General features: G+C 62.6%; 18 protein-coding genes. 14 read left to right on the top strand and 4 right to left on the bottom strand.

Going from position 1 to position 20178, the window contains the following annotated elements:
• Window positions 1-26 precede the first annotated feature (26 nt).
• Both M3P36_RS09615 and M3P36_RS09620 read left to right on the top strand, forming a co-directional pair.
• Window positions 27-1100, top strand: coding sequence for a phage portal protein (locus M3P36_RS09615; RefSeq protein ID WP_249703032.1), 1074 nt, complete (start codon window positions 27-29; stop codon window positions 1098-1100).
• A gap of 144 nt (window positions 1101-1244) precedes the next feature.
• Complete coding sequence (locus tag M3P36_RS09620) at window positions 1245-2060, top strand: DNA adenine methylase (RefSeq protein ID WP_249703033.1); 816 nt, start codon at window positions 1245-1247, stop codon at window positions 2058-2060.
• Between the two features lie 1055 nt (window positions 2061-3115).
• Here M3P36_RS09620 and M3P36_RS09625 read toward each other — a convergent pair.
• The 3 genes from M3P36_RS09625 to M3P36_RS09635 all read right to left on the bottom strand — a co-directional run bounded on the left by M3P36_RS09625 (window position 3116) and on the right by M3P36_RS09635 (window position 5616).
• On the bottom strand, window positions 3116-3727 hold the full coding sequence (locus M3P36_RS09625) for a hypothetical protein (protein ID WP_249703034.1): 612 nt from the start codon (window positions 3725-3727) through the stop codon (window positions 3116-3118).
• 186 nt (window positions 3728-3913) lie between these two features.
• On the bottom strand, window positions 3914-4396 hold the full coding sequence (locus M3P36_RS09630) for a GNAT family N-acetyltransferase (RefSeq protein WP_249703035.1): 483 nt from the start codon (window positions 4394-4396) through the stop codon (window positions 3914-3916).
• 287 nt (window positions 4397-4683) lie between these two features.
• The gene (locus M3P36_RS09635; protein ID WP_249703036.1) at window positions 4684-5616 is read right to left on the bottom strand and encodes a LysR family transcriptional regulator; all 933 of its coding nucleotides are present in this window, start codon (window positions 5614-5616) and stop codon (window positions 4684-4686) included.
• 127 nt (window positions 5617-5743) lie between these two features.
• Here M3P36_RS09635 and M3P36_RS09640 point away from each other — a divergent pair, with 127 nt between their 5' ends.
• The 3 genes from M3P36_RS09640 to M3P36_RS09650 all read left to right on the top strand — a co-directional run bounded on the left by M3P36_RS09640 (window position 5744) and on the right by M3P36_RS09650 (window position 11219).
• Window positions 5744-8860 carry a TonB-dependent receptor plug domain-containing protein gene (locus tag M3P36_RS09640; protein WP_249703037.1) on the top strand — a complete coding sequence of 1039 codons (3117 nt, stop codon included), beginning with the start codon at window positions 5744-5746 and terminating at the stop codon, window positions 8858-8860.
• Window positions 8861-8961: 101 nt separating this feature from the next.
• Complete coding sequence (locus M3P36_RS09645; RefSeq protein ID WP_249703038.1) at window positions 8962-10392, top strand: sulfatase family protein; 1431 nt, start codon at window positions 8962-8964, stop codon at window positions 10390-10392.
• Between the two features lie 128 nt (window positions 10393-10520).
• The gene (locus M3P36_RS09650) at window positions 10521-11219 is read left to right on the top strand and encodes a Crp/Fnr family transcriptional regulator (RefSeq protein WP_249703039.1); all 699 of its coding nucleotides are present in this window, start codon (window positions 10521-10523) and stop codon (window positions 11217-11219) included.
• A 63-nt stretch (window positions 11220-11282) separates the two neighbouring features.
• Here M3P36_RS09650 and M3P36_RS09655 read toward each other — a convergent pair whose 3' ends face one another.
• Complete coding sequence (locus tag M3P36_RS09655) at window positions 11283-11978, bottom strand: OmpW/AlkL family protein (protein WP_249703040.1); 696 nt, start codon at window positions 11976-11978, stop codon at window positions 11283-11285.
• A gap of 239 nt (window positions 11979-12217) precedes the next feature.
• Here M3P36_RS09655 and ccoN point away from each other — a divergent pair, with 239 nt between their 5' ends.
• Genes ccoN through M3P36_RS09700 form a run of 9 tightly spaced genes read left to right on the top strand, consistent with a single transcriptional unit; the run spans window position 12218 to window position 20159 of the window.
• Complete coding sequence (gene ccoN, locus M3P36_RS09660) at window positions 12218-13882, top strand: cytochrome-c oxidase, cbb3-type subunit I (protein ID WP_249703041.1); 1665 nt, start codon at window positions 12218-12220, stop codon at window positions 13880-13882.
• 13 nt (window positions 13883-13895) lie between these two features.
• Entirely contained in the window at window positions 13896-14657 is a 762-nt protein-coding gene (gene ccoO, locus M3P36_RS09665; RefSeq protein WP_249703042.1) for a cytochrome-c oxidase, cbb3-type subunit II, read from the top strand.
• Window positions 14654-14827, top strand: coding sequence for a cbb3-type cytochrome c oxidase subunit 3 (locus M3P36_RS09670; protein ID WP_249703043.1), 174 nt, complete (start codon window positions 14654-14656; stop codon window positions 14825-14827). Before ccoO ends, M3P36_RS09670 begins: the two co-directional genes overlap by 4 nt.
• Window positions 14817-15779 carry a cytochrome-c oxidase, cbb3-type subunit III gene (ccoP, locus tag M3P36_RS09675; RefSeq protein WP_249703044.1) on the top strand — a complete coding sequence of 321 codons (963 nt, stop codon included), beginning with the start codon at window positions 14817-14819 and terminating at the stop codon, window positions 15777-15779. Before M3P36_RS09670 ends, ccoP begins: the two co-directional genes overlap by 11 nt.
• Window positions 15766-17223 carry a cytochrome c oxidase accessory protein CcoG gene (gene ccoG, locus M3P36_RS09680; RefSeq protein ID WP_249703045.1) on the top strand — a complete coding sequence of 486 codons (1458 nt, stop codon included), beginning with the start codon at window positions 15766-15768 and terminating at the stop codon, window positions 17221-17223. Before ccoP ends, ccoG begins: the two co-directional genes overlap by 14 nt.
• Complete coding sequence (locus M3P36_RS09685) at window positions 17220-17669, top strand: FixH family protein (RefSeq protein ID WP_249703046.1); 450 nt, start codon at window positions 17220-17222, stop codon at window positions 17667-17669. The genes ccoG and M3P36_RS09685 overlap by 4 nt, the downstream gene beginning before the upstream one ends.
• Entirely contained in the window at window positions 17666-19783 is a 2118-nt protein-coding gene (locus tag M3P36_RS09690; protein ID WP_349630565.1) for a heavy metal translocating P-type ATPase, read from the top strand. The genes M3P36_RS09685 and M3P36_RS09690 overlap by 4 nt, the downstream gene beginning before the upstream one ends.
• Entirely contained in the window at window positions 19780-19932 is a 153-nt protein-coding gene (gene ccoS / locus M3P36_RS09695) for a cbb3-type cytochrome oxidase assembly protein CcoS (RefSeq protein WP_249703047.1), read from the top strand. The genes M3P36_RS09690 and ccoS overlap by 4 nt, the downstream gene beginning before the upstream one ends.
• Entirely contained in the window at window positions 19929-20159 is a 231-nt protein-coding gene (locus M3P36_RS09700; RefSeq protein ID WP_249703048.1) for a hypothetical protein, read from the top strand. Before ccoS ends, M3P36_RS09700 begins: the two co-directional genes overlap by 4 nt.
• Window positions 20160-20178: the final 19 nt, after the last annotated feature.

Consider the following 20178-nt stretch of genomic DNA (forward strand, 5'->3'; position numbering starts at 1 on the left):
CGGGCCTTGCCCGGAAAGGAACCACGATGAGCGGACAGGAACTGATCGAGCACAAGGGCGAGGGCACCGTCGAGGGTGGCGGAAAGCCCATGATCTTCACCTTTGGCGATCCGGAGAGCGTGCTCGATCGGCGCGAGCTCTCATCCTATTTCGAGGTCTGGCACAACAACCGCTGGTTTGAGCCGCCGCTACCGATGGACACCCTGGCGCGCAGCTTCAACATGTCGCCCCATCACCGCAGTGCCATCGCCCTGAAGATCAACCTGCTGGTGGCGCGCCTTCAGCCGAGCCGGTGGCTGTCGCCCGATGATTTCGAGCGGTTCGCCATGGATTTCCTGCAAATGGGCAATGGCTACCTCGAATGGGTGCCGAACATGGCGGGGAGGCTGGCCAAAGCGAAGGTTGCGCTGGCGCGGCACGTGCGGCGCGGGACCAAGCCCGGCCAATACTGGTTTGTCACCGGGCCGATGGGTTCACTGGATCACGAGTTCGCCAGGGACAGCATCTTCCACCTGCAGCAGCCGGACGTTGCGCAGGAAATCTACGGCCTGCCCGAATGGTTGTCAGCGCTGCAGAGCGGGCTGCTCAACGAGAACGCCACCCTGTTTCGCCGCCGCTATTATCTCAACGGCGCCCACGCCGGGTTCATCCTCTATGTCAGCGAGCCGCTGGTGGACAATGAGACCGCCGAAGCGATCGAGCAGCGAATGAAATCGGCCAAGGGGCTGGGCAACTTCAAGAACATGTTCGTCCACGTGCCCAATGGCAAGAAGGACGGCATCCAGCTCATGCCGATCGCCGACGTGGCGGCGAAAGACGAGTTCTCCAACGTCAAGAACATCAGCCGTGATGATCTGCTGGCCGCGCACCGCACACCGCCCCAGCTGATCGGCATCATCCCGCAGAACAACGGCGGCTTCGGTAAGGTGAGCGAAGCGCTCGACAGCTACTTCGAGATCGAGATCGTGCCGATCATGAAGCGGATGCGCCGGATGAACGACTGGTTCGGCTTGGAGCTGCTGAATTTCAGCGATTACGTCTGCTCCAACGGTGATCGTATCACCCAGGAGGGCGAGCGGATGCCGGCGGGCGCGCGATAGTACTGCCCGCGCCGATAGGCGGGGGATGGGGCGCGGCAACGCCCCAGTCCGACGAAGTTACCTCGTCATGTCCCAACCGGTCCCGCCTTGGGGCCATCCCGCCTGCCGAGTCGGCGCGGGAACATTAGTGGAACATGATCAACTATGTCGAATCCTGAATTGCTTCTTCAGCCGGTCGATCCCGTGCGACCGGCAGCTGGCTACATCGGCGGCAAACGAATGCTCGCCAAGCGCCTGGTGGCACTGATCGGGCAGGTGCCGCACGAGGCCTACTGCGAGGTGTTCGTGGGGATGGGCGGAGTGTTCTTCCGCCGCACCTCCCGTCCGAAGAGCGAGACGATCAACGACTGGTCGGAGGATGTGGCCACGTTCTTTCGTGTGCTGCAGCACCACTATGTGGCCTTCCTCGACATGCTGCGCTTCCAGATCACGAGCCGGGCAAACTTCGAGCTGCTGGTGCGGCAGGACCCATCGACGCTGACCGATCTGCAGCGATCGGCGCGGTTCCTCTATCTCCAGCGGCTGTCGTTCGGCGGGAAGGTGGCTGGGCGCGGTTATGGCGTGGACTATGGCAATGCCGCGCGGTTCGATGTCACCAAGCTCGGGCCGATGCTGGAGGCGATCCACGAGCGGCTCGCCAGCGTGAAGATCGAGCGTTTGCCGTGGAGCCAGTTCGTGGGGCGCTATGACCGCCCGGGCACGCTGTTCTACCTCGATCCGCCATATTTCGGCTGCGAAGGCGACTATGGCGCCGATCTGTTCGATCGTGGTCAGTTTGAGTTGATGGCCGAGCAGCTGGCTGGCCTGAAGGGCCGCTTCATCCTGTCGATCAACGATCATCCCGAAGTGCGCCGGATATTCGCCCGCTTCGCCTTCCAGGAGGAGCAGGTGCGCTACACCCTGGGCGGCATGGACAAGAGCCGGGGCTTTGGCGAGCTGGTCATCACCGGAGGGGGGTGACAGGATTATTCCTGACTGCCACCTACCTTACTGAAGGCGCGCGGTGCCGTACGCCCCCGCATCACGCGCCTTCACCTCCTTTTGCCATTGCGTTGATGTTCTCTCCCTGTTCCTAGGGGGTATGAGTTCCAAGCGTCTCGATTCTCTGTCCGCCTATTGCCGGGAAGGGCTGAAGCTCCGCGTCCGGTGCAGGTGCGGACGCACAGTGCTGTTGGATCCGGCGAAGCTGCTGGAGAGGTGTCGCCAAAAGGGCCTGGGCCACCAGGTCAACCAGATCGTCCCCCGCTTGCGCTGTGGCGACTGCGGAGCGCGACCGGTTGACTACGGCCCGGCCTGACAGCCGCACGCGGGCACGCAGAGCCACCTCCACCCCCGCCGAGGCCCACCAGCCCCAATCCCTTTGCCCAGACCCCCAGCGCCGCGCTTGCCCCCACGCCACGCCCTCGGCTTTTTCAGACAACATTGTGCATGATTGGCCTGGCTCGTTCCCGCTTGCGGAGAGGGGTGGGGGCGGCAAAGGAGTTACATAGGTGACATGGGTCGGAGAAGGTAGGTTAAACCATTGTTTTAGCGTTAGAAACCATGTCACCTTTGAGAGGTAATATCTTGTGATTTTTTGAAGTCTTGGAAGTTACATCATTGATAATATTAGATAATTGATTCTAGAATTATTACCTTTGTGTGAGGTTACCAGATCACTTCAATATCACTCAAATGTCACTCGCTAACCGATTGATAAATATGGAATGTCACAAATATTACCTGTTTGCCGCGCATACCCATGACTTTCAGCAGGCCAACGGGAAACTGCGAAGAATGACGGAGCGCGCAAAGGTGACGCCCCGGCGAAGACCAGGGCGGACGGATGATGCGGAAATGTGCGGAAGCTAGGCGGCGATGGAGATTGTTCCCCAGTACCAATCCAACCTTCGCAACCAGAATTTCTTATTTATTACAAGGTGACTGTTTGCTGGTCGCCGACGTGGGGATGACCGCTATCTGGGCAGTGCGAAAGAAAGCTGCCTTTCCGCAAACGACCCATTGCGGTCATTTTCTCAATCTTCGACTTCTTCGTAGTCGCGCCGCAGAGCCGGGGGCACCTGCTTCTTCTCGAAAAACTCCACCCCAAAGCGGCCTCCAATGAAGATCACCAGCCAAGGCCAGAGTGCAAGTGAGAATGACAACAAGCCGCCAAAGAGATCAGCGTAGCCATTTTGGCGCGACCAAGCATCGACTGAACGAGAAATGTCTCCGTAGGGCGTGTTCCATTGAAGGTAGAGGTCAACGGGCCAAATGATGAGAGCGCTCAAGAAACTCATCCACAATAAGGTGATGATATCAGGCTCCAGCCGAAACCAGCGACGGATAAGCCTTTTGATGAGAAGGCAAAGGCCGTAGGCACCAAAGAGGATCACCGCCAGCAAGGGCAAAGCAAAAACGAGTATCGAGAGTTTTTCTCCAACTCGACTTAGCTTTGACGACACTTCGGGCATTGCGGAGCCGAGCGCATCAAGGAGATCGACGGCTGCAGTTATCAGCACGGTAATTGCAACCAGGCCAAGTACGAGCTTCAGCGCAAAGATCGCCCAGTTTCCAAGCCGCGCCCGATGTTCAATGAGCAGGTATCCCAGAAAAATGCCGAGCGCGATTTGGATGATTAGCGTCAACTGTGCTTCCTCTAGCTGCAGTTATCAGCACCATAACACACTGTCGTCTCAAGCCAATGCCCGCTTCCCACCCCAATATCGGACATTCCGCGCGACTCATGGGCTCACCATTAGCGGACTGGCGGCTTCCGCTTGGGTCTGGAAAAAAGCTGCTGGTCAGCAAGCGACCCCGTTGCGGACATCGACTTAGAGTGAAGAGCCACCCGCCACAGCCATTCCTACCCTCCGGTAAAGTGAGATCGCACCCAAGTTATCGGCCTCTACCTTCAACTCGACTGTGGACGCACCTCGATCGTGGAATGTGGAGAATGTGTGCTGCAATAGGCTCGTTGCTAGACCAATCTGGCGGTGCCTTCCCGCGACCACGAGGTCCTTCACATACGCCGTCGTCCAGCAGACCGCCACTCCAGCAAGCTCGCCGCCCGGGCCGAACACGGTGAACACAAGCTTTGGATCATATTCATCGTCAGACGAAAGCGAACTCCACCACGTCTGCAGATCCGGTACCGAGCCCCCTCCTGTCGCGTACCCTTCCTCGAGCAACCGATGTACCGATTCTGCATTGGTCTCAGGAATGAACGGACGCAGCGCAAATCCGCTCGGCCAGTTTGGCGGGGTCTGAGTTCCATCCAGCATGCGGCAGAAGCGGTAATACTGCGCGGGTGACATGGACGCTCGAATACAACAAGCTAGGTCAGTAAACCACAATTCTCAGACACTCGGCCGAATGTCGTCTTTCCACCCCATTCCAGACATTCCGCGCGACTCCTCGAGTGACCATTAGCAGACTGTCGGCTTTCCCTTTGCGATCGCTCGTCGGCGGACAAAACCCCTATCTGCGTGAATCTAGACTCTGATCTTTCGCAGGGTACTGCCTAGATCGAAGCGCTCCTCCGCTACCACTTTTCAGACACTTACCGGTTTGGCACTGGGGCATTTTGCCCAGAGCCTTAAAATCAGCGCCCCAGTGCGGGGTAGTCCGGATCGTCCACCAAACCCTCGAGCAGGAACCTGGCCACGTCCTCGTCGTGGAGATGGCGAGGTTCGTGCCGCTGGTACCACATAAGCCGCCAGTCCTGCATGGGATGGAGCAGGACCACCTGCTCGCGCACAGCGGGCGAAAGCAGTGCTTCGGAGAACGACGCGATGCCCAGGCCGCGCTCGAGCATGGCAGCAATCACATCGTAGTACTGGGTGTAGCCGGCAATATGGCGCGGGATGATCCCGGAGGCGGCATAGTTCTTCATCACTTCGCGTTCGAGATTGGGTGAAGACGTAGGAATGATGAATGGTAACTGGTTGATTTCCGGAACTGTCAGCGGCAGATTGCGACCATTGGCAAAATTGATGTGGCCATAAATGCCGCCGCGGACGATCGCCACCTCGCGGAAATCGCGATGCAGGGCGCGGTCTGACCGCTGGTTGATCAGCGCGAAATCGTACTGGCCGCTTTCCACTGCGCGCATCAACTGGCCAAACGGCAGTTGCGCCTCGAAGTCCAGTTCCACATTCGGGTGGTCGGCATAGAACTGGTCGAGCTTGCGGCGGAGATACGTGTCGAACATGCCCTGGCCGACCAGCACCTTGTAGCGGCGGACAGAATGCAGCTGCCCCGGCTCGGCCCGGCGATGGGCGGCGAGGCGGGCGGCAACCTGCTCGAATTCGTGCAGGTCTTCCAGGAAGGCCGCACCCTCGGGCAGGAGAATTGGCCGTCTTCCGGGGGAACGGTCGAGCAGTTTGACCCCCAGTTGCCGTTCTAACGACTTCAACTGGCTGCTCACCGAGGCCTGTGAGATGCCCAGCCTCTCGGCAGTCTGGCGGAAACTGCGGGTGTCGCTGAGGCTGGAGAAGACTTCCAGCTGGCGGAGGGTGAACGGCAGGGCAAGCATGATTGGTTGCTATCGATCCCATAACTGCCAGTCAATGTCATCATTACCTGTGCATCTGTTGCTTTGATAGGAGCCGGGGGCCAAATCCTCCAACAAAACAACAGCTCTGTGGGAGGGGAACACTAAAATGACTCTGTTGAACAAGGATGTGTGCGGATCACTCCGTTGGCTGGCCTGTGGGGCCAGTGTGCTGGCGCTGATGGCAGGAGCCACTAGCGCCGCCGCACAGGACAGCACGACAGCAGTGGCGGAACAAGGCGAGGCCACGATCCTTGTAACCGGCTCGCGCATTCGCACGGATGGCATGCAGGCGCCGGTACCAGTGACCGTGGTCCAGGCCGACGAGATCGAGGCGCTGTCACCCGGCGCGCTGATTACCGGCATCAGCCAGCTGCCGCAGTTCTATGGCAACCAGACACCCAATTCGGGCAACTTCTTCGTGCGGTCAGGCTATGGCTCGCTCAACCTGCGCGGTCTCGGGGTCAACCGCACGCTGACGCTGCTGAACGGCCGCCGCGTGCCATCGACTAGCGCTTTTGGCGGGGTGGACATCAACCTGTTCCCCGAAGCCATGATCCGCGCCGTCGAGACGACTACCGGCGGTGCATCTGCCGCCTATGGTTCGGACGCGGTGGCAGGCGTCGTCAATTTCACCCTGGATACCGATTATTCAGGTCTCGAACTCGGCCTGCAGGGGGGGATCACCGATCGTAGCGACGGCGAAAACTACGAGGTGTCGCTGGCCTATGGCACTTCCTGGGGCGGGGGACGCGGGCACTTCCTGGTGTCGGGCGAGTACTACGATCAGAAAGGCATCCACAACTACGATGGACGTGACTGGTACCGGGGCTGGGGCACTTTTGGCTCCGGAACCCAGGCGGATCCCTATCGCTTCGTGGCCAACACCCGTTCGGCCACATCAAGCTTCGACGGCATCATCAATGCGCCGGGCACGGCGATCCACGGCCTGCAGTTTGATCGCAACGGCGGCTTTGCGCCCTTCGTCCCCGGCACCGTCAACCAGGGTGCGATTGGAGCGCCCGGCGCGCGCACTGCAGGCGGCAGCGCGGACGACCTCGGGGCAGAAGTCCAAAGTCTGTATCCCGATCTCGAACGCTATTCGGTATTCACCTATGCCGATTACGATCTGACCGACGATTTCAAGGTATTCGGCCAGTACTTGCACGGTAAGACCAGCACCTTCCTGTGGAATACCCCGCGCGGCAGCCTCCAGGGTGCGCCCACGGCGATCACGATCTTCCAGGACAATGCTTTCCTGCCCGATGAAATCCGCCAGACGATGATCGACAATAGCATCGATAGCTTCGGACTGCGCCGCATGGGCAGCATCGAGGATATCGGCCAGATGTACCTCGATGACAGCACCACCCAGCATATCGGGGTAGTCGGCTTCGAGTACGAAGTGGCATCGGACGGGTTCATGTCCGGCTGGAACGTGGACGGCTTCTACCAGTACGGTCGGTCGCGCCGGAACTGGAAGCAGAACGGCTTGCGGGTAGACCGCATTTTTGCCGCAGTGGATGCGGTGGACGACGGCAGCGGCAATATCGTCTGCCGGGTTTCGACCAGTGCCCAGGGCGCGGCAGCATTCCCCGGGTGCGTCCCGCTGAACCTGTTCGGGCGCGGCAATGCTTCAGACGCGGCAGTGGACTATGTGGTCGGGTTCGAGCCGGGCCAAGCGGTCACTACGCCGATCTACTTCGCCGAGGACGGCTTCGCTTCGGGTCGCCAGTACAGCTACGAGACTTCGGCAGAGAAGGTGAACATCACCACTTTCGAGCAGCATTTTGCAGAAGTGTCGGGCGCGGGCGACATCATCAACCTGTGGGCCGGAGCCCTGGCCGGTGCATTCGGCGGTTCCTATCGGCGCGATGAAATCCTGCAGCTGGTGCAGGATGTGACCAACCTGTCCTCGCACCATGACCTGCCGTTTGATACGCGCGTCGACCCCGCCGGTAACGTGCTCCCCAGGCCGGTGCTGTGCAACGATGCGACCCTCGGCCTGCGCGGCGTAAGTGGTCCGGATTGCAACAATACCGTGGGCAACCAGTTTTCCAAGGTGTCCAACATCCGTGGCACGTCCACCGTCTGGGAAGCTTTCGGCGAACTGCTGTTGCCACTGGTCGATACCGAGGACTTTTCGCTGGTCAGCAACGCCGCGGTACGCTGGGCGGACTATTCGGGCTCAGGCTCGGTCTGGGCCTACAAGGGCGGCCTCGAAATGGGCCTGGCCGACGATCAGATCCGCGTTCGCGGCACCTATTCGCGCGACGTGCGTGCCGCGAACCTGTCCGAACGGTTCGACAAGACCGGCGGTACGGCGGTGATCGACGATCCGCGCACGGCGGTGGTGGAAGCGCTAACGGTCACCCGGTTCTCTGGCGGCAATCCCGCCGTGCGGCCCGAACAGGCGGACACATGGACGGCCGGCGTGGTGCTGCAGCCCTATTTCATTCCCGGCCTGTCGATGAGCCTCGACTACTACAACATCGAAATCATCGACGCGATCAGCCAGGTCGGCAACCAGGCCGTGCTCAACCGCTGCTTCCTGGAAAACGCGCAGGAATTCTGCGATCTCATCACGGTCGATGGCGGGGCCACCACACCCACATCAACCGGCTCCATCATCCTGGTGGGCGACGTGTTCGTCAACGTGGCCGAATCGGCGGTGGAAGGCATCGACTTCGAGGCCAGCTACGTCAGTGACGTTACCCTGTTGGGCGGTGACGAATCGATCAGCACCCGGTTCTTTGCCTCGTGGCTGCTCGAACGGTCGGACACCAATGCCAACGGCCTGACCAGCAATTTCGCCGGGCAGGTCGGGGCAACGCAGGGCTCGCAGGTTTACCTGCCCTATGCCGACTTCAAAGCGACCGGCACCATCACCTATCGCAACAGCGGATTTTCCGCGCTGCTCCAGGCACGCCACACCGGCAGCGGGTTCCACGAAGCCTGCGCCGAGCCGGGGCGGTGCCCGACACAGACCTTCATCGTGGATAACAAGGTGGGTGCGGTCACCTACATCGACGTGCGGCTGGGGTATGAGTTCGAGCTCGGCAATACCGAGATGGAGGTATTTGGCAACATCACCAACCTGGGCGACACCAGCCCGCCGGTCACCCCGTCGTACAGCGCCTTCACGGGTTATGCCTCGCAGTACAACTCGTCGCTCTATGACGTGCTGGGCCGCCGCTACACACTGGGCTTGCGCGTGAAGATGTAACAGGCGAACGTCTTTCCTAGGAAGACGTAGCGTCTGGCAGGGCCGGTGTCCCACCAACCAGCACCGGCCCTGCTCCTCAATAATAGAAACGGGAGCCTGAATTGACTGTCGAGACCAAGGATTTCGCCCTTACCCGCCGCGAAGTGATGGCCGGGGCCATGGGAACCGCCGCACTGGCGGTATCCTTGCCCGGCCTGGCCCACACGCCCGGTCGCAAGCCCAACTTCCTGTTCATCATGGCGGACGACCTCGGCTATGCGGACCTGTCCTGTTATGGTCGGCGAGAATACCAGACGCCTGTCCTCGACAGCCTGGCGGCGCAGGGCATGATGTTCACCGACGGCTATGCCAACAGCGCAGTGTGCTCCGCCACGCGCGTGGGGCTGATCACCGGGCGCTATCAGTATCGCACGCCCGCCGGTCTCGAAGAGCCGCTGCAGAACCCCGATCTGGGCCTCGATCCGGCCCATCCGACCTTGCCTTCGCTGCTGAAAGCCCAAGGCTATCATACCGCGCTGGTCGGCAAATGGCACATGGGCCTGCTGCCCAATTATGGCCCGCTGAAAAGCGGTTATGACGAATTCTGGGGCAATCGCGGGGGCGGGGTAGACTATTTCACCCACCGGGTCGGCGGCAACAAGGACGTGTGGGACGGCGACGTGCTGGTGGATGAGGTCGGCTACTACACCGACATGCTGGCCGACCGCAGCCTCGAATTTCTCGATGCCCGGGCGGTCGAACCGGACAAGCCCTGGTTGCTGAGCCTTCATTTCACCGCTCCGCACTGGCCCTGGGAAGCCGATGACGAACTGGGCCGCAGAGAGAGCGAAAGGCTGGCGCAGATCCCGCCCAGCGGCGACCTCGACATCGTCCACTTCGATGGCGGCACGATGGAAACCTATGCCGGCATGGTCACCAACATGGATGCCAACATCGGCCGCGTGCTGGATCGGGTGCGTGTGTTGGGCATGGAACAGGACACCGTGGTCGTCTTCACCAGCGACAACGGCGGCGAGCGGTTCAGCTTTAACTGGCCATTCACCGGCATCAAGACGCAGTTGCTGGAAGGCGGGATACGTGTTCCGTTCATCGTCAAGTGGCCGGGGCTGACGGCGCCTGGCTCCACCAGCGATACGCCAGCGCTGTCGATGGATTTCCTCCCCACCTTCGTGGCCGCTGCAGGCGGTGCGCCCGATCCGGCCTATCCGCCAGACGGCATGGACCTGCAACCGGTGCTAGCGGGCATCGCCACACCGCAGCGCGACCTGTTCTGGCGTTATGGCAGCAAGGACCAGCGTGCGCTTCGTCGCGGGCAGTACAAGTATCTCAAGATCAACGAGAACGAATTCCTGTTCGACATCATCGCCGACCCGCTGGAGCGTGGCAACCTCAAGGACCGCATGCCTGAAAGGTTCGCCGCGATGAAGCAGGCCTGGGAGCAGTTGAACAGCCAGATGCTGCACGACCCCGAGGCCCGCAGCTATGGTTTCGAACCGCGCATGCTGGCCGATCAGTTCGATCCGATGCCCTGAAGGGAGTGGGGGAACACCGGGCGCCTGCCTCGAACCGCCGGCCAGGCGTGACGAGTTGGATAGCTCACCCTGGCGCATCCCTCCGCCGCCGATTGCCCACGACCGCAGGGCGTGTTAGGGCCCGTGCCATGAGCTATTGTGACACCTGCGTTGTGCGGAACCGGGCCATCTGCCAGGCGCTGGACGACAGCGAGATTCAGGTTCTAAGCACGATTGGCCGCCGCAAGGTGTTGTCCGCCGGCGATCCGCTGATCTGGGAAGGTGACGACAGCCTGCTGGTGGCCAATGTCATCGACGGCATGCTGAAGCTGACCAACTCGACCGAAGACGGGCGCGAGCAGATTGTCGGTGTGGTCTATCCGGCGGATTTCATCGGGCGGCCGTTCGGCAAGACCACCAACCATTCGGTCACGGCACTTACCGATGCGCGGGTCTGTGTATTTGCCCGTAGCGATTTTGACCGCTTCGCCGGGGACCATCCGAAGCTGGAGCACAAGCTGCTACAGCGCACGCTCGAGGAACTGGATCGGACGCGCAGCTGGATGCTACTGCTGGCCCGCAAGAGTGCCGAGGAAAAGGTGGCGACCTTCCTGCTGGAAATGTCCACCCGCCTGCGCGATGCCACCTGTTCCGGTCCGCATGACGAGCCGCTCGACGAATTCGACCTGCCGTTCTCGCGCCAGCAGATCGGCGATATCCTGGGGGTGACGATCGAGACTGTCAGCCGCCAGATGACCCGGCTGAAGCGGGAAGGCATTCTTGACCTTCCCAACCGCCGGTCGGTCAAGATTCTGGATCGCGACGCGCTCGAAGCGATGGCTGGCTGATCGCTCTGAAGCAAAACGGGCCGGCGTTTCCGCCAGCCCGTCCCGTTTCGTTCAAACTGCAGCTTAGAAGCGGAAGCCTACACCTGCGCTCAGCACCCAGGGGTCGAGCTTGTGGGTGGTTTCGATCACCTTGGTGTTGCCCGCAAACCAGCGCGCCGTGGTGTTCACGAAATAGCGTTTGGCATCGAGCGACACGAGCATGTTCTCGCCCACCGGCACATCGACACCGGCCTGCAGCGCAAAGCCCAGTTCGTTGCTGAGCGACTGGCGTGTGACGCCCAGCGGGATGGTGTCAGCACCCGGCGCATCGTTGATCCACAGGAAATAGGTGGGGCCAGCGCCGACATAGGGCGACACGCCGCCGGGATTGACGTGGTACTTCAGGGTGAAAGTGGCTGGGATGACCCGGGCGTTCGATACCGCCTCGGCGCCGGTAAGCGGACCTGCCACGATGTCCACGTCGTGCTGCGTGAAGCAGCAGATTGTCTCGAGCGAGATGTTGGACGAGAAGAAGTATTCGATCGCCACGGTCGGCACGATGTTGTCGTTCGCGGCGGTCTGGGTCGTTGCCGGCAGCGGGCCGAGCAATGCGACATCGGTGATCTTGCCATCCGGCATTACGGCCGTGGCCAGCACCTTGACCTGGATGTCACCGGCTTCCTGAGCGGCAGCGGGGGTTGCGCCAATGCCGCAGGCCAGGGCCAGCGCCAGCGCCAGTGTCGGGGTGGGAGCGAGGGTGTTGCGCAGATTGTGGCGCATGATCTTTTCTCCGTCTTGCCACCGTGGCTGCCCCTTGCAGCTTCACTCGGCGACATAGCGGCCCAATGCTCCTGCTGAAGCGAGCCCACATTGATTGAACGCAAAGATTGGGCCGCTTTTCGAATGCCCAGGCTGCCCGGCTAAAGGCTTCGCAAATGTGAAGTTTTCATTTTGACCGCAGTCAATGTTGCAGGGCAGCAATTGGCGCAGGGCGGGGCCATTCTAAGGGGAAATGGTCAATGGAAACTCTGACGACTCGCGCAGGAATGTGGTTCGTCCTGCTTGTCCTCGCGGTGCTCGCCTCCGCGCTGGCACGCGATACCGCCTTTGCCGTTCACATGGTTATCGTCGGCCTGGCGGCAGGTATCGCCCTATGGTGGACGCTGGCGAAATCGAAGATCGACCTGGTCGGCACCTGGCTGCGTCCGGACAACGACGAAACGAAATATGACGATGATCCGGTGCGCTGGGGCGTGCTCGCCACGATGTTCTGGGGCGTGGCGGGCTTTCTTGCCGGGCTTGTCATCGCGCTGCAGCTGGCCTTTCCTGCACTGAATTTCGAGCCTTGGCTGAACTTCGGGCGACTGCGTCCCTTGCATACCAGTGCGGTCATTTTTGCGTTCGGCGGCAATGCGCTGATCTGTACCAGCTTCTATATCGTCCAGCGTACCTGCCGCGCCCGCCTGGCAATGCCCGGCACGGCGCGCTTCGTGTTCTGGGGTTACCAGCTGTTTATCGTGCTGGCGGCTACCGGCTACCTGATGGGCGTGACCCAGTCGAAGGAGTATGCCGAACCCGAATGGTACGTCGACTGGTGGCTGACGATCGTGTGGGTGGCCTACCTGCTGGTCTTCGTGATGACCATCGTGAAGCGCCGCGAGCCGCATATCTATGTGGCCAACTGGTTCTTCCTCGCCTTCATCCTTACCGTGGCGATGCTGCATATCGTCAACAACCTCGACATGCCTGTCAGCCTGCTGGGATCGCGATCCTATCCGTTGTTCGCGGGCGTGCAAGGCGCGCTGGTGCAGTGGTGGTACGGGCACAACGCGGTCGGCTTCTTCCTGACCGCCGGCTTCCTGGCGATGATGTACTACTTCGTGCCCAAGCAGGCGGAGCGGCCGATCTATTCGTACCGCCTGTCGATCGTCCACTTCTGGAGCCTGATCTTCCTCTATATCTGGGCGGGTCCGCACCACCTGCACTATACCGCGCTGCCCGACTGGGCGCAGACGCTGGGCATGGTGTTCTCTGTCGTGCTGTGGATGCCGAGCTGGGGCGGGATGATCAACGGCCTGCTGACGCTGAACGGCGCATGGGACAAGATCCGCACCGATCCGATCATCCGCATGATGGTCTGGGCCTTGGCCTTCTACGGCATGAGCACGTTCGAAGGGCCGCTGCTGTCGATCAAGGCGGTCAATTCCATGTCGCATTATACCGACTGGACAATCGGCCACGTCCATTCGGGCGCCCTTGGCTGGAACGGTATGATCACCTTTGCCGCGATGTACTTCCTGGTGCCGCGCCTGTGGGGGCGCACCCGGCTCTACAGCCTGCGGATGGTCAACTGGCACTTCTGGCTGGCGACCCTGGGGATCGTTTTCTACGCCTCGTCGATGTGGGTGGCCGGCATGATGCAGGGCTACATGTGGCGCGAATACGGTGCCGACGGCTACCTGGTGAACAGCTTTGCCGAGACCGTCAGCGCAATGTGGCCGATGTACGTGGCCCGCGCTTTCGGCGGCCTGCTCTACATCGCCGGGTTCCTGATCATGGTCTACAATGTGTGGCAGACCATCGCGGGCAACCTGCGGGTGGAAAAGCCGCTCGACGACGCAAAATTCAATCCCGACGCCGACCGGCCGCTGCCACGCACGCCGCTCGCCCAAGCGGCCGAGTGAGGGGGACAATCCGATGACTGATACCAAGAAGGAAGCGCTGAGCGGCCACAAGCGGCTCGAACGCAATGTCACCCTGCTCGGCGCTGCGGCGCTGGTGACGGTGGCGATCGGCGGGATCGTGGAAATCGCTCCGCTGTTCTGGATCGACAACACGATCGAGCCGGTGGACGGCATGCGGCCCTACACCCCGCTGGAACAGGCCGGGCGCGACATCTATGTGCGCGAGGGCTGCTACAATTGCCACAGCCAGATGATCCGCCCCTTCCGCGACGAGGTGGAGCGTTATGGCCACTACAGCCTGGCCGCCGAGAGCATGTATGATCACCCGTTCCAGTGGGGTTCGAAACGCACCGGGCCGGACCTGGCGCGCGTCGGCGGTCGCTATTCGGATGCCTGGCATGTCCAGCACCTGATAAACCCGCAAAGCGTGGTGCCCGAAAGCGTGATGCCGACCTATGGCTTCCTCGCCGATACGCCGCTCGATTTCGAGTACATCGCCGACAACCTTGTAGCGCTGAGCCGCGTGGGTGTTCCCTATAGCGATGCCGATATCGAACAAGCACGGCAGGATGTGCTGGGCCAGGCCGATCCGGACGTTCCGGCAGGCGACCTGCTGGACCGGTATCCGGGAGCACAGGTGCGCGATTTCGACGGCGATCCCGAAACGATCACCGAGATGGATGCGCTGGTCGCCTATCTCCAGGTTCTGGGAACGATGGTCGATGTGAACGCTGCGGCGGCGCAGGAAGTCCTGGCCGGGGAGCGGGGCCGATGACCTGGCATTCCACCTACGACTTCCTCCGCCACCTCGCGGATAGCTGGGGGCTGGTAGCGATAGCGCTGATGTGGCTGGCCTTCGCGGCCTGGCCCTTCCGACCCTCTGCCCGCGCTAGCAACAAGCGCGCGGCCAACATGATATTCGAGGACCAGACCCATGGCGAATGACCAGCGTCCTGACCAGCAAGTGCCCCAAAAGCCTGCTCCCCATCCGGGCCGCCGGCTTGACGAGCCGACCGGTGTTCATACCGTCGGGCACGAATGGGACGGCATCGAAGAACTCGACAACCCCATGCCTCGCTGGTGGCTGTGGACGCTCTATGCGACGATCATCTGGGCCGTTGCCTATGTGATCGCCTATCCGGCCTGGCCCTTGCTCGAAAAGGGCACCGAAGGCGTGCTTGGCTGGTCCAGCCGTGGCCAACTGGCCGAAGAAATGGCGGCCGAAACGTCGCGCCGTTCGCCCATCCTGGAAGCTATCGCCATGACGCCGCTGGAGCGCCTGCCCGAGAACAGCGAGCTGATGGCCCAGGCCGTAGCTGGCGGCGCGGCGGCTTTCCGGGTGCACTGCGTGCAGTGCCACGGGGCCAATGCGGCCGGGTTCGAGGGCTTCCCCAACCTGACCGATGACGAATGGCTTTGGGGCGGCGACCTGCGGGCGATCGAATTCACGCTCGCCAAGGGCGTGCGCCATCCGGGTAATGACGAAACGCGGCAGAGCTTGATGCCGGCCTATGGTGCGAGCGGGATACTGGATCGCGGCCAGATCGACCAGGTGACAGCGCACGTCCTTTCGCTGACCGGTCGCGGGCCTGCCAATGCTGCCGGAGCAGAACTATACGCCAACAACTGCGCGGTATGCCACGGCGCCGATGGCGGCGGCCTGCGCCAGTTCGGTACGCCCAGCCTCAACGATGCGGTCTGGCTTTATGGCGATAGTCCTGCGGCTATCCGGCAGCAGATCTACCAGCCCAGGCACGGCGTGATGCCGGCGTGGGAAGACCGGCTGGACCAGGCGACGATCAGGATGCTGGCCGCCTACGTGCATTCGCTGGGAGGCGGGGAAGACTTCGTGGAGGTCGCTGCGGATCCGGCGGTACAGGTCGATGAGCAACCCTGAACCCAAGATCCATCACAGCCCGCTGGGTGACTACGAAGCCCGGCGGGCTGTCCATCCCAAGCGGATCGACGGGCCGTTCCGCCGCTTCAAGTGGCTGATCATGCTCGTCACCCTGGCGATCTATTACGGCACGCCGTGGATCCGCTGGGATCGCGGCCCCTATGCGCCGGACCAGGCTGTGCTGGTGGACGTGGCGAACCGCCGCTTCTTCATGTTCGACATCGAAATCTGGCCGCACGAATTCTATTTCGTGGCGGGCCTGCTGATCATGGCGGGCGTGGGGTTGTTCCTGGTGACCAGTGCAGTGGGCCGGGCGTGGTGCGGCTATTCCTGCCCGCAGACCGTGTGGACCGACCTGTTCCAACACGTCGATCGCTTCTTCGATGGCGACCGGAACGCCCGGATGCGGCTCGATGCCGCGCCGTGGACCTGGGGGAAAGTGGCGCGGCGGCTGTCGAAGTGGTCGATCTATCTTGTCATCGCCTTCTGGACCGGCGGTGCATGGATCATGTATTTCGCCGATGCGCCGACGCTGGTGCGCGATTTCTGGGCGGGCGAGGCGGCGATGGTGGCCTATGTCGCCGTGGCCGTGCTGACTGCCACCACCTTCGTCCTCGGTGGCTTCATGCGCGAGCAGGTGTGCATCTACATGTGCCCCTGGCCGCGCATCCAGAGCGCGCTGATGGACGAGCATTCGCTGCAAGTTACCTACAAGGACTGGCGCGGCGAACAGCGCGGCTCGGTGAAGAAAGCGGAAAAGAACCCCGAAGCCTATGGCGACTGCATCGACTGCAACCTGTGCGTGGCGGTGTGCCCCACCGGATGGGACATCCGCAAAGGCCCGGACATCTCCTGCATCACCTGCGGGCTGTGTATCGATGCCTGCGACCGGACGATGGAAAGCGTGGGCCGTCCGCGCGGCCTGATTGACTACATCACGCTGGACGATGCCAAGGCCGAAGCTGCCGGTGCAGCCCCGCAGCCCGCCTATCGCGCCCTGCTGCGGCCGCGGACGATCGCCTATTTCCTGGTCTGGGCTGCGCTTGGTGCGGGGCTGCTGTTCCTGCTGGGCACGCGCACCCATACGGATATCACTGCGGCGCCCGATCGCAATCCGGCTTTCACGGTGATGCGGGATGGCTCTGTGCGCAACAACTACACGGTCAAGCTGCGCAACATGGAGAACCGGCCGCGCGACATGCGGGTATCGCTCAGCGGTATCGAAGGCGCGAAGATGTGGACCGACACCATGAATGCTGAACGCGCCGCCCGCGAGCTTGAATTCGCCGTGCCTGCCGATGCCACGCAGAGCCTGCGTATCTACGTGGTCTCACCCGCCGGCACGGCAAGCCAGGACTTTGCCTTCAACCTCCTCGCGCTCGACGAGCAGGGGGAAAGCGACACTGCGGAAACACGGTTCGAAACACCCAACGGAGGATCATGATGAGCAAACCTTTTACCGGCTGGCACATGCTGGCCATGATGGTGGCGTTCTTCGGGACCATCATGGCGGTCAACTTCACCATGGCGCGCATTGCGGTGGGCAGTTTCGGCGGCGTGGTGGTGGAAAACTCCTATGTCGCCAGCCAGCACTTCAACGAATGGCTGGCCGAATCCCGCAGCCAGGAGGCACTTGGCTGGCAGGTGGAGAAGAGCCTGACGCCCGATCGTCACCTGGCGCTGGACATTTCGGGCGCGCCCGAGGGGCTGGAAGCCAGCGCCGTCCTGCGCCCGCCGCTGGGCAAGGTGGAATTCGTGCCGATGGCCTTCGCCCGCACTGGGCCGGGCCAGTATGTCTCGACCGAGCCCGTGGCCGCTGGCCGCTGGATCGTGCGGCTTGAACTTGTCGCCGGGGAAGCAACCTGGCGCAGCGAGGCAGAGGTCCAGTGACCGCTGCCGGCGCCTTGAGCACTGCGCTGGAAACCAGTGTTCTGGCTGTGCCGGGCGCGCATTGTGCCGGCTGCATGAGCAAGATCGAGCGGGGGCTGGCTGCCCTGCCGCAGGTCACTGCGGCGCGAGTCAATCTTACCTCGCGCATGGTCACCGTGGTTCACGATCCGGTGCTGGACGAAGGGCAGATCGTAACCGAACTGGCAAAGATCGGCTTTGAATCGCGCCGTCGCCCGCGCGATGTGGCCAAGCCGTTCTCCGCCGTGAAGCCGCTGCTCGGTCCGCTGGCCGTGGCAGGCTTTGCCGGCATGAACGTGATGCTGCTGTCGGTCAGCGTGTGGTCCGGGGCAGAGGGATCGACGCGCGACCTGTTCCACTGGATTTCCGCCGCGATTGCCCTGCCGGCGGTCGCTTATGCCGGGCAACCGTTCTTCAGGTCCGCCTGGGGCGCGCTGAAACGCGGGACGACCAACATGGACGTGCCGATTTCGATTGGCGTGATCATTGCCTGCTGCCTCAGCATCTACGAGGTGTTCACCCACGGCCGCCACGCCTGGTTCGATGGCGCGCTGATGCTGCTCACCTTCCTGCTGGCGGGACGCGTGCTCGATGCCATGATGCGCGACCGGGCGCGGGCCGGGGTCGATGCCCTGCTCGGTCAGGCAGCGCAGGGCGCGCTGGTGCTGGGTAAGGGCGGGGCGCTGGAATGGATCGCCGCCGAGGCGCTGGAACCGGGCATGGTCATGCGCGTGGCGGCGGGTGAGCGACTGGCTGCCGATGGCGCCATCGTGACGGGCGCGAGCCGGTTCGACCAGTCGCTGCTGACGGGAGAGACCAGGGCGATAGCGCGCGGGCTGGGCGAGCAGGTGCTGGCGGGCACGCTTAATCTCGATGCGCCGGTGGACGTGGCGGTCAGCCACGCCGGGCAGGATACCACCCTGGCTGAAATCGCGCGGCTGATGGAAGCCAGTTCGCAGAACCGCAGCCGCTATGTCCGCATCGCGGATCGCGCTTCGAGGCTCTATGCGCCTGCTGTCCATGCGCTGGCGGCACTGTCGGTGGCGGGCTGGCTGGTTGCGGGCGCTTCAGTTTACGAGGCGCTGGTGATCGGCGTGGCGGTGCTCATCATTACATGCCCTTGCGCGCTGGGCCTGGCCGTGCCGGTTGCGCAAGTGGTGGCCAGCGGATCGCTGCTGCGCGCCGGGATCATGGTCAAGGACGGGTCCGCCATCGAGCGCCTGGCCGGAGTGGACCGAGCCCTGCTCGACAAGACCGGTACGCTCACGCTGGGGCGGCCCGTGCCCGACATGGCAGCGCTTGATGCCTTGCCAGCGGATGCGGCGGCGGTGGCCCTGGCGCTTGCCTCGAACAGCCGCCATCCGCTCAGCCGTGCGCTGGCGGGCGAACTGATGCACCGCGGTGTTATCCCGGCCGATCTCGATGGCGTGATCGAGCTTCCCGGCACCGGCATGCGCGCCCTGTGGCAGGGTCGCCGGGTGGAACTGCGCCGCCCCGAGCGCTCGTCCAGCATGGGCGTGGCCCTGGCGATCGACAGTGAACCGGCCCGTCTCATCCCCTTTGCCGACCGGCTGCGCGACAATGCGTGCGAGGCGCTGCAAGACCTCACCAGGCTGGGCATCCCGGCCTCGATCATCTCGGGCGACAATGCCGATGCCGTGGCCCAGGTCGCGCGCGAGACCGGCCTGACCGGGCAGGCGGCGGCAAGTCCGGCAGACAAGCAGGAGGCGATCGCCCGGCTGCAGGGCGCGGGCCGCAAGGTGCTGATGGTGGGCGACGGGCTCAACGATGGACCCGCACTTGCCGCCGCCGATGCCAGCATTGCGCCGGGCAGCGCCAGCGACGTTGGAATGCAGGCGGCGGATTTCGTGTTCGTGCAGGATTCTCTCGCATCTGTCCCCCGCGCCATCCGCGCCTCGCGCCGGACAATGGCGGTGGTGAAGCAGAACTTCGTGCTCGCCATCGGCTACAACGTGTTGGCCGTTCCATTGGCCGTGGCCGGTTATGTGACGCCGCTGGTGGCTGCGCTGTGCATGTCGCTGAGCTCGCTCATCGTGGTCGCCAATTCGCTCAGGCTGGTGAGGGCGGCACGATGACCGGCCTGCTGTTCCTCATTCCCGTAGCGCTGGGGCTCGGCCTGCTGGGCCTGGCGGCGTTCTTTTGGGCCATGCGCAGCGGCCAGTTTGACGATCCCGACGGCTCTGCCAGTCGCATCCTGATCGACGAGGACAGTCCGGCAGAATGACTGGCGCATCACTCATGGCGCTTATGGCGCTGGTCCCGGCCATGGTCGGCCCGCTGCCGCTGGAGCAGGGGAGCGAGGCGCTGTTGCTGGCGATCTGCGGCGCCGGCACCATCGAGATCGCGGTCGATCGCGACGAGGGTTCCTTCCCCATGCCTGCCATGACCCCGTGCTGCGCCAAGGGCTGTCGCAGCTCGGAAAAACGCCGCGCTACAAACGGCGACAATTGATCCACGGCAATGAATCGCG

It is taken from the genome of Altererythrobacter sp. KTW20L (assembly GCF_023501975.1).
GTDB lineage: Bacteria > Pseudomonadota > Alphaproteobacteria > Sphingomonadales > Sphingomonadaceae > Alteraurantiacibacter.

What these genes read in the sequence shown, in the direction of transcription:
- M3P36_RS09670 (WP_249703043.1), top strand. Translation starts at nt 14,654, where the DNA reads ATGACCTGGCATTCCACCTACGACTTCCTCCGCCACCTCGCGGATAGC.
- M3P36_RS09655 (WP_249703040.1), bottom strand. Translation starts at nt 11,978, where the DNA reads ATGCGCCACAATCTGCGCAACACCCTCGCTCCCACCCCGACACTGGCG.
- M3P36_RS09615 (WP_249703032.1), top strand. Translation starts at nt 27, where the DNA reads ATGAGCGGACAGGAACTGATCGAGCACAAGGGCGAGGGCACCGTCGAG.
- M3P36_RS09640 (WP_249703037.1), top strand. Translation starts at nt 5,744, where the DNA reads ATGACTCTGTTGAACAAGGATGTGTGCGGATCACTCCGTTGGCTGGCC.
- ccoG (WP_249703045.1), top strand. Translation starts at nt 15,766, where the DNA reads ATGAGCAACCCTGAACCCAAGATCCATCACAGCCCGCTGGGTGACTAC.
- M3P36_RS09700 (WP_249703048.1), top strand. Translation starts at nt 19,929, where the DNA reads ATGACTGGCGCATCACTCATGGCGCTTATGGCGCTGGTCCCGGCCATG.
- M3P36_RS09635 (WP_249703036.1), bottom strand. Translation starts at nt 5,616, where the DNA reads ATGCTTGCCCTGCCGTTCACCCTCCGCCAGCTGGAAGTCTTCTCCAGC.
- ccoN (WP_249703041.1), top strand. Translation starts at nt 12,218, where the DNA reads ATGGAAACTCTGACGACTCGCGCAGGAATGTGGTTCGTCCTGCTTGTC.
- M3P36_RS09630 (WP_249703035.1), bottom strand. Translation starts at nt 4,396, where the DNA reads ATGTCACCCGCGCAGTATTACCGCTTCTGCCGCATGCTGGATGGAACT.
- M3P36_RS09650 (WP_249703039.1), top strand. Translation starts at nt 10,521, where the DNA reads ATGAGCTATTGTGACACCTGCGTTGTGCGGAACCGGGCCATCTGCCAG.
- M3P36_RS09685 (WP_249703046.1), top strand. Translation starts at nt 17,220, where the DNA reads ATGATGAGCAAACCTTTTACCGGCTGGCACATGCTGGCCATGATGGTG.
- ccoP (WP_249703044.1), top strand. Translation starts at nt 14,817, where the DNA reads ATGGCGAATGACCAGCGTCCTGACCAGCAAGTGCCCCAAAAGCCTGCT.
- M3P36_RS09620 (WP_249703033.1), top strand. Translation starts at nt 1,245, where the DNA reads ATGTCGAATCCTGAATTGCTTCTTCAGCCGGTCGATCCCGTGCGACCG.
- ccoS (WP_249703047.1), top strand. Translation starts at nt 19,780, where the DNA reads ATGACCGGCCTGCTGTTCCTCATTCCCGTAGCGCTGGGGCTCGGCCTG.
- ccoO (WP_249703042.1), top strand. Translation starts at nt 13,896, where the DNA reads ATGACTGATACCAAGAAGGAAGCGCTGAGCGGCCACAAGCGGCTCGAA.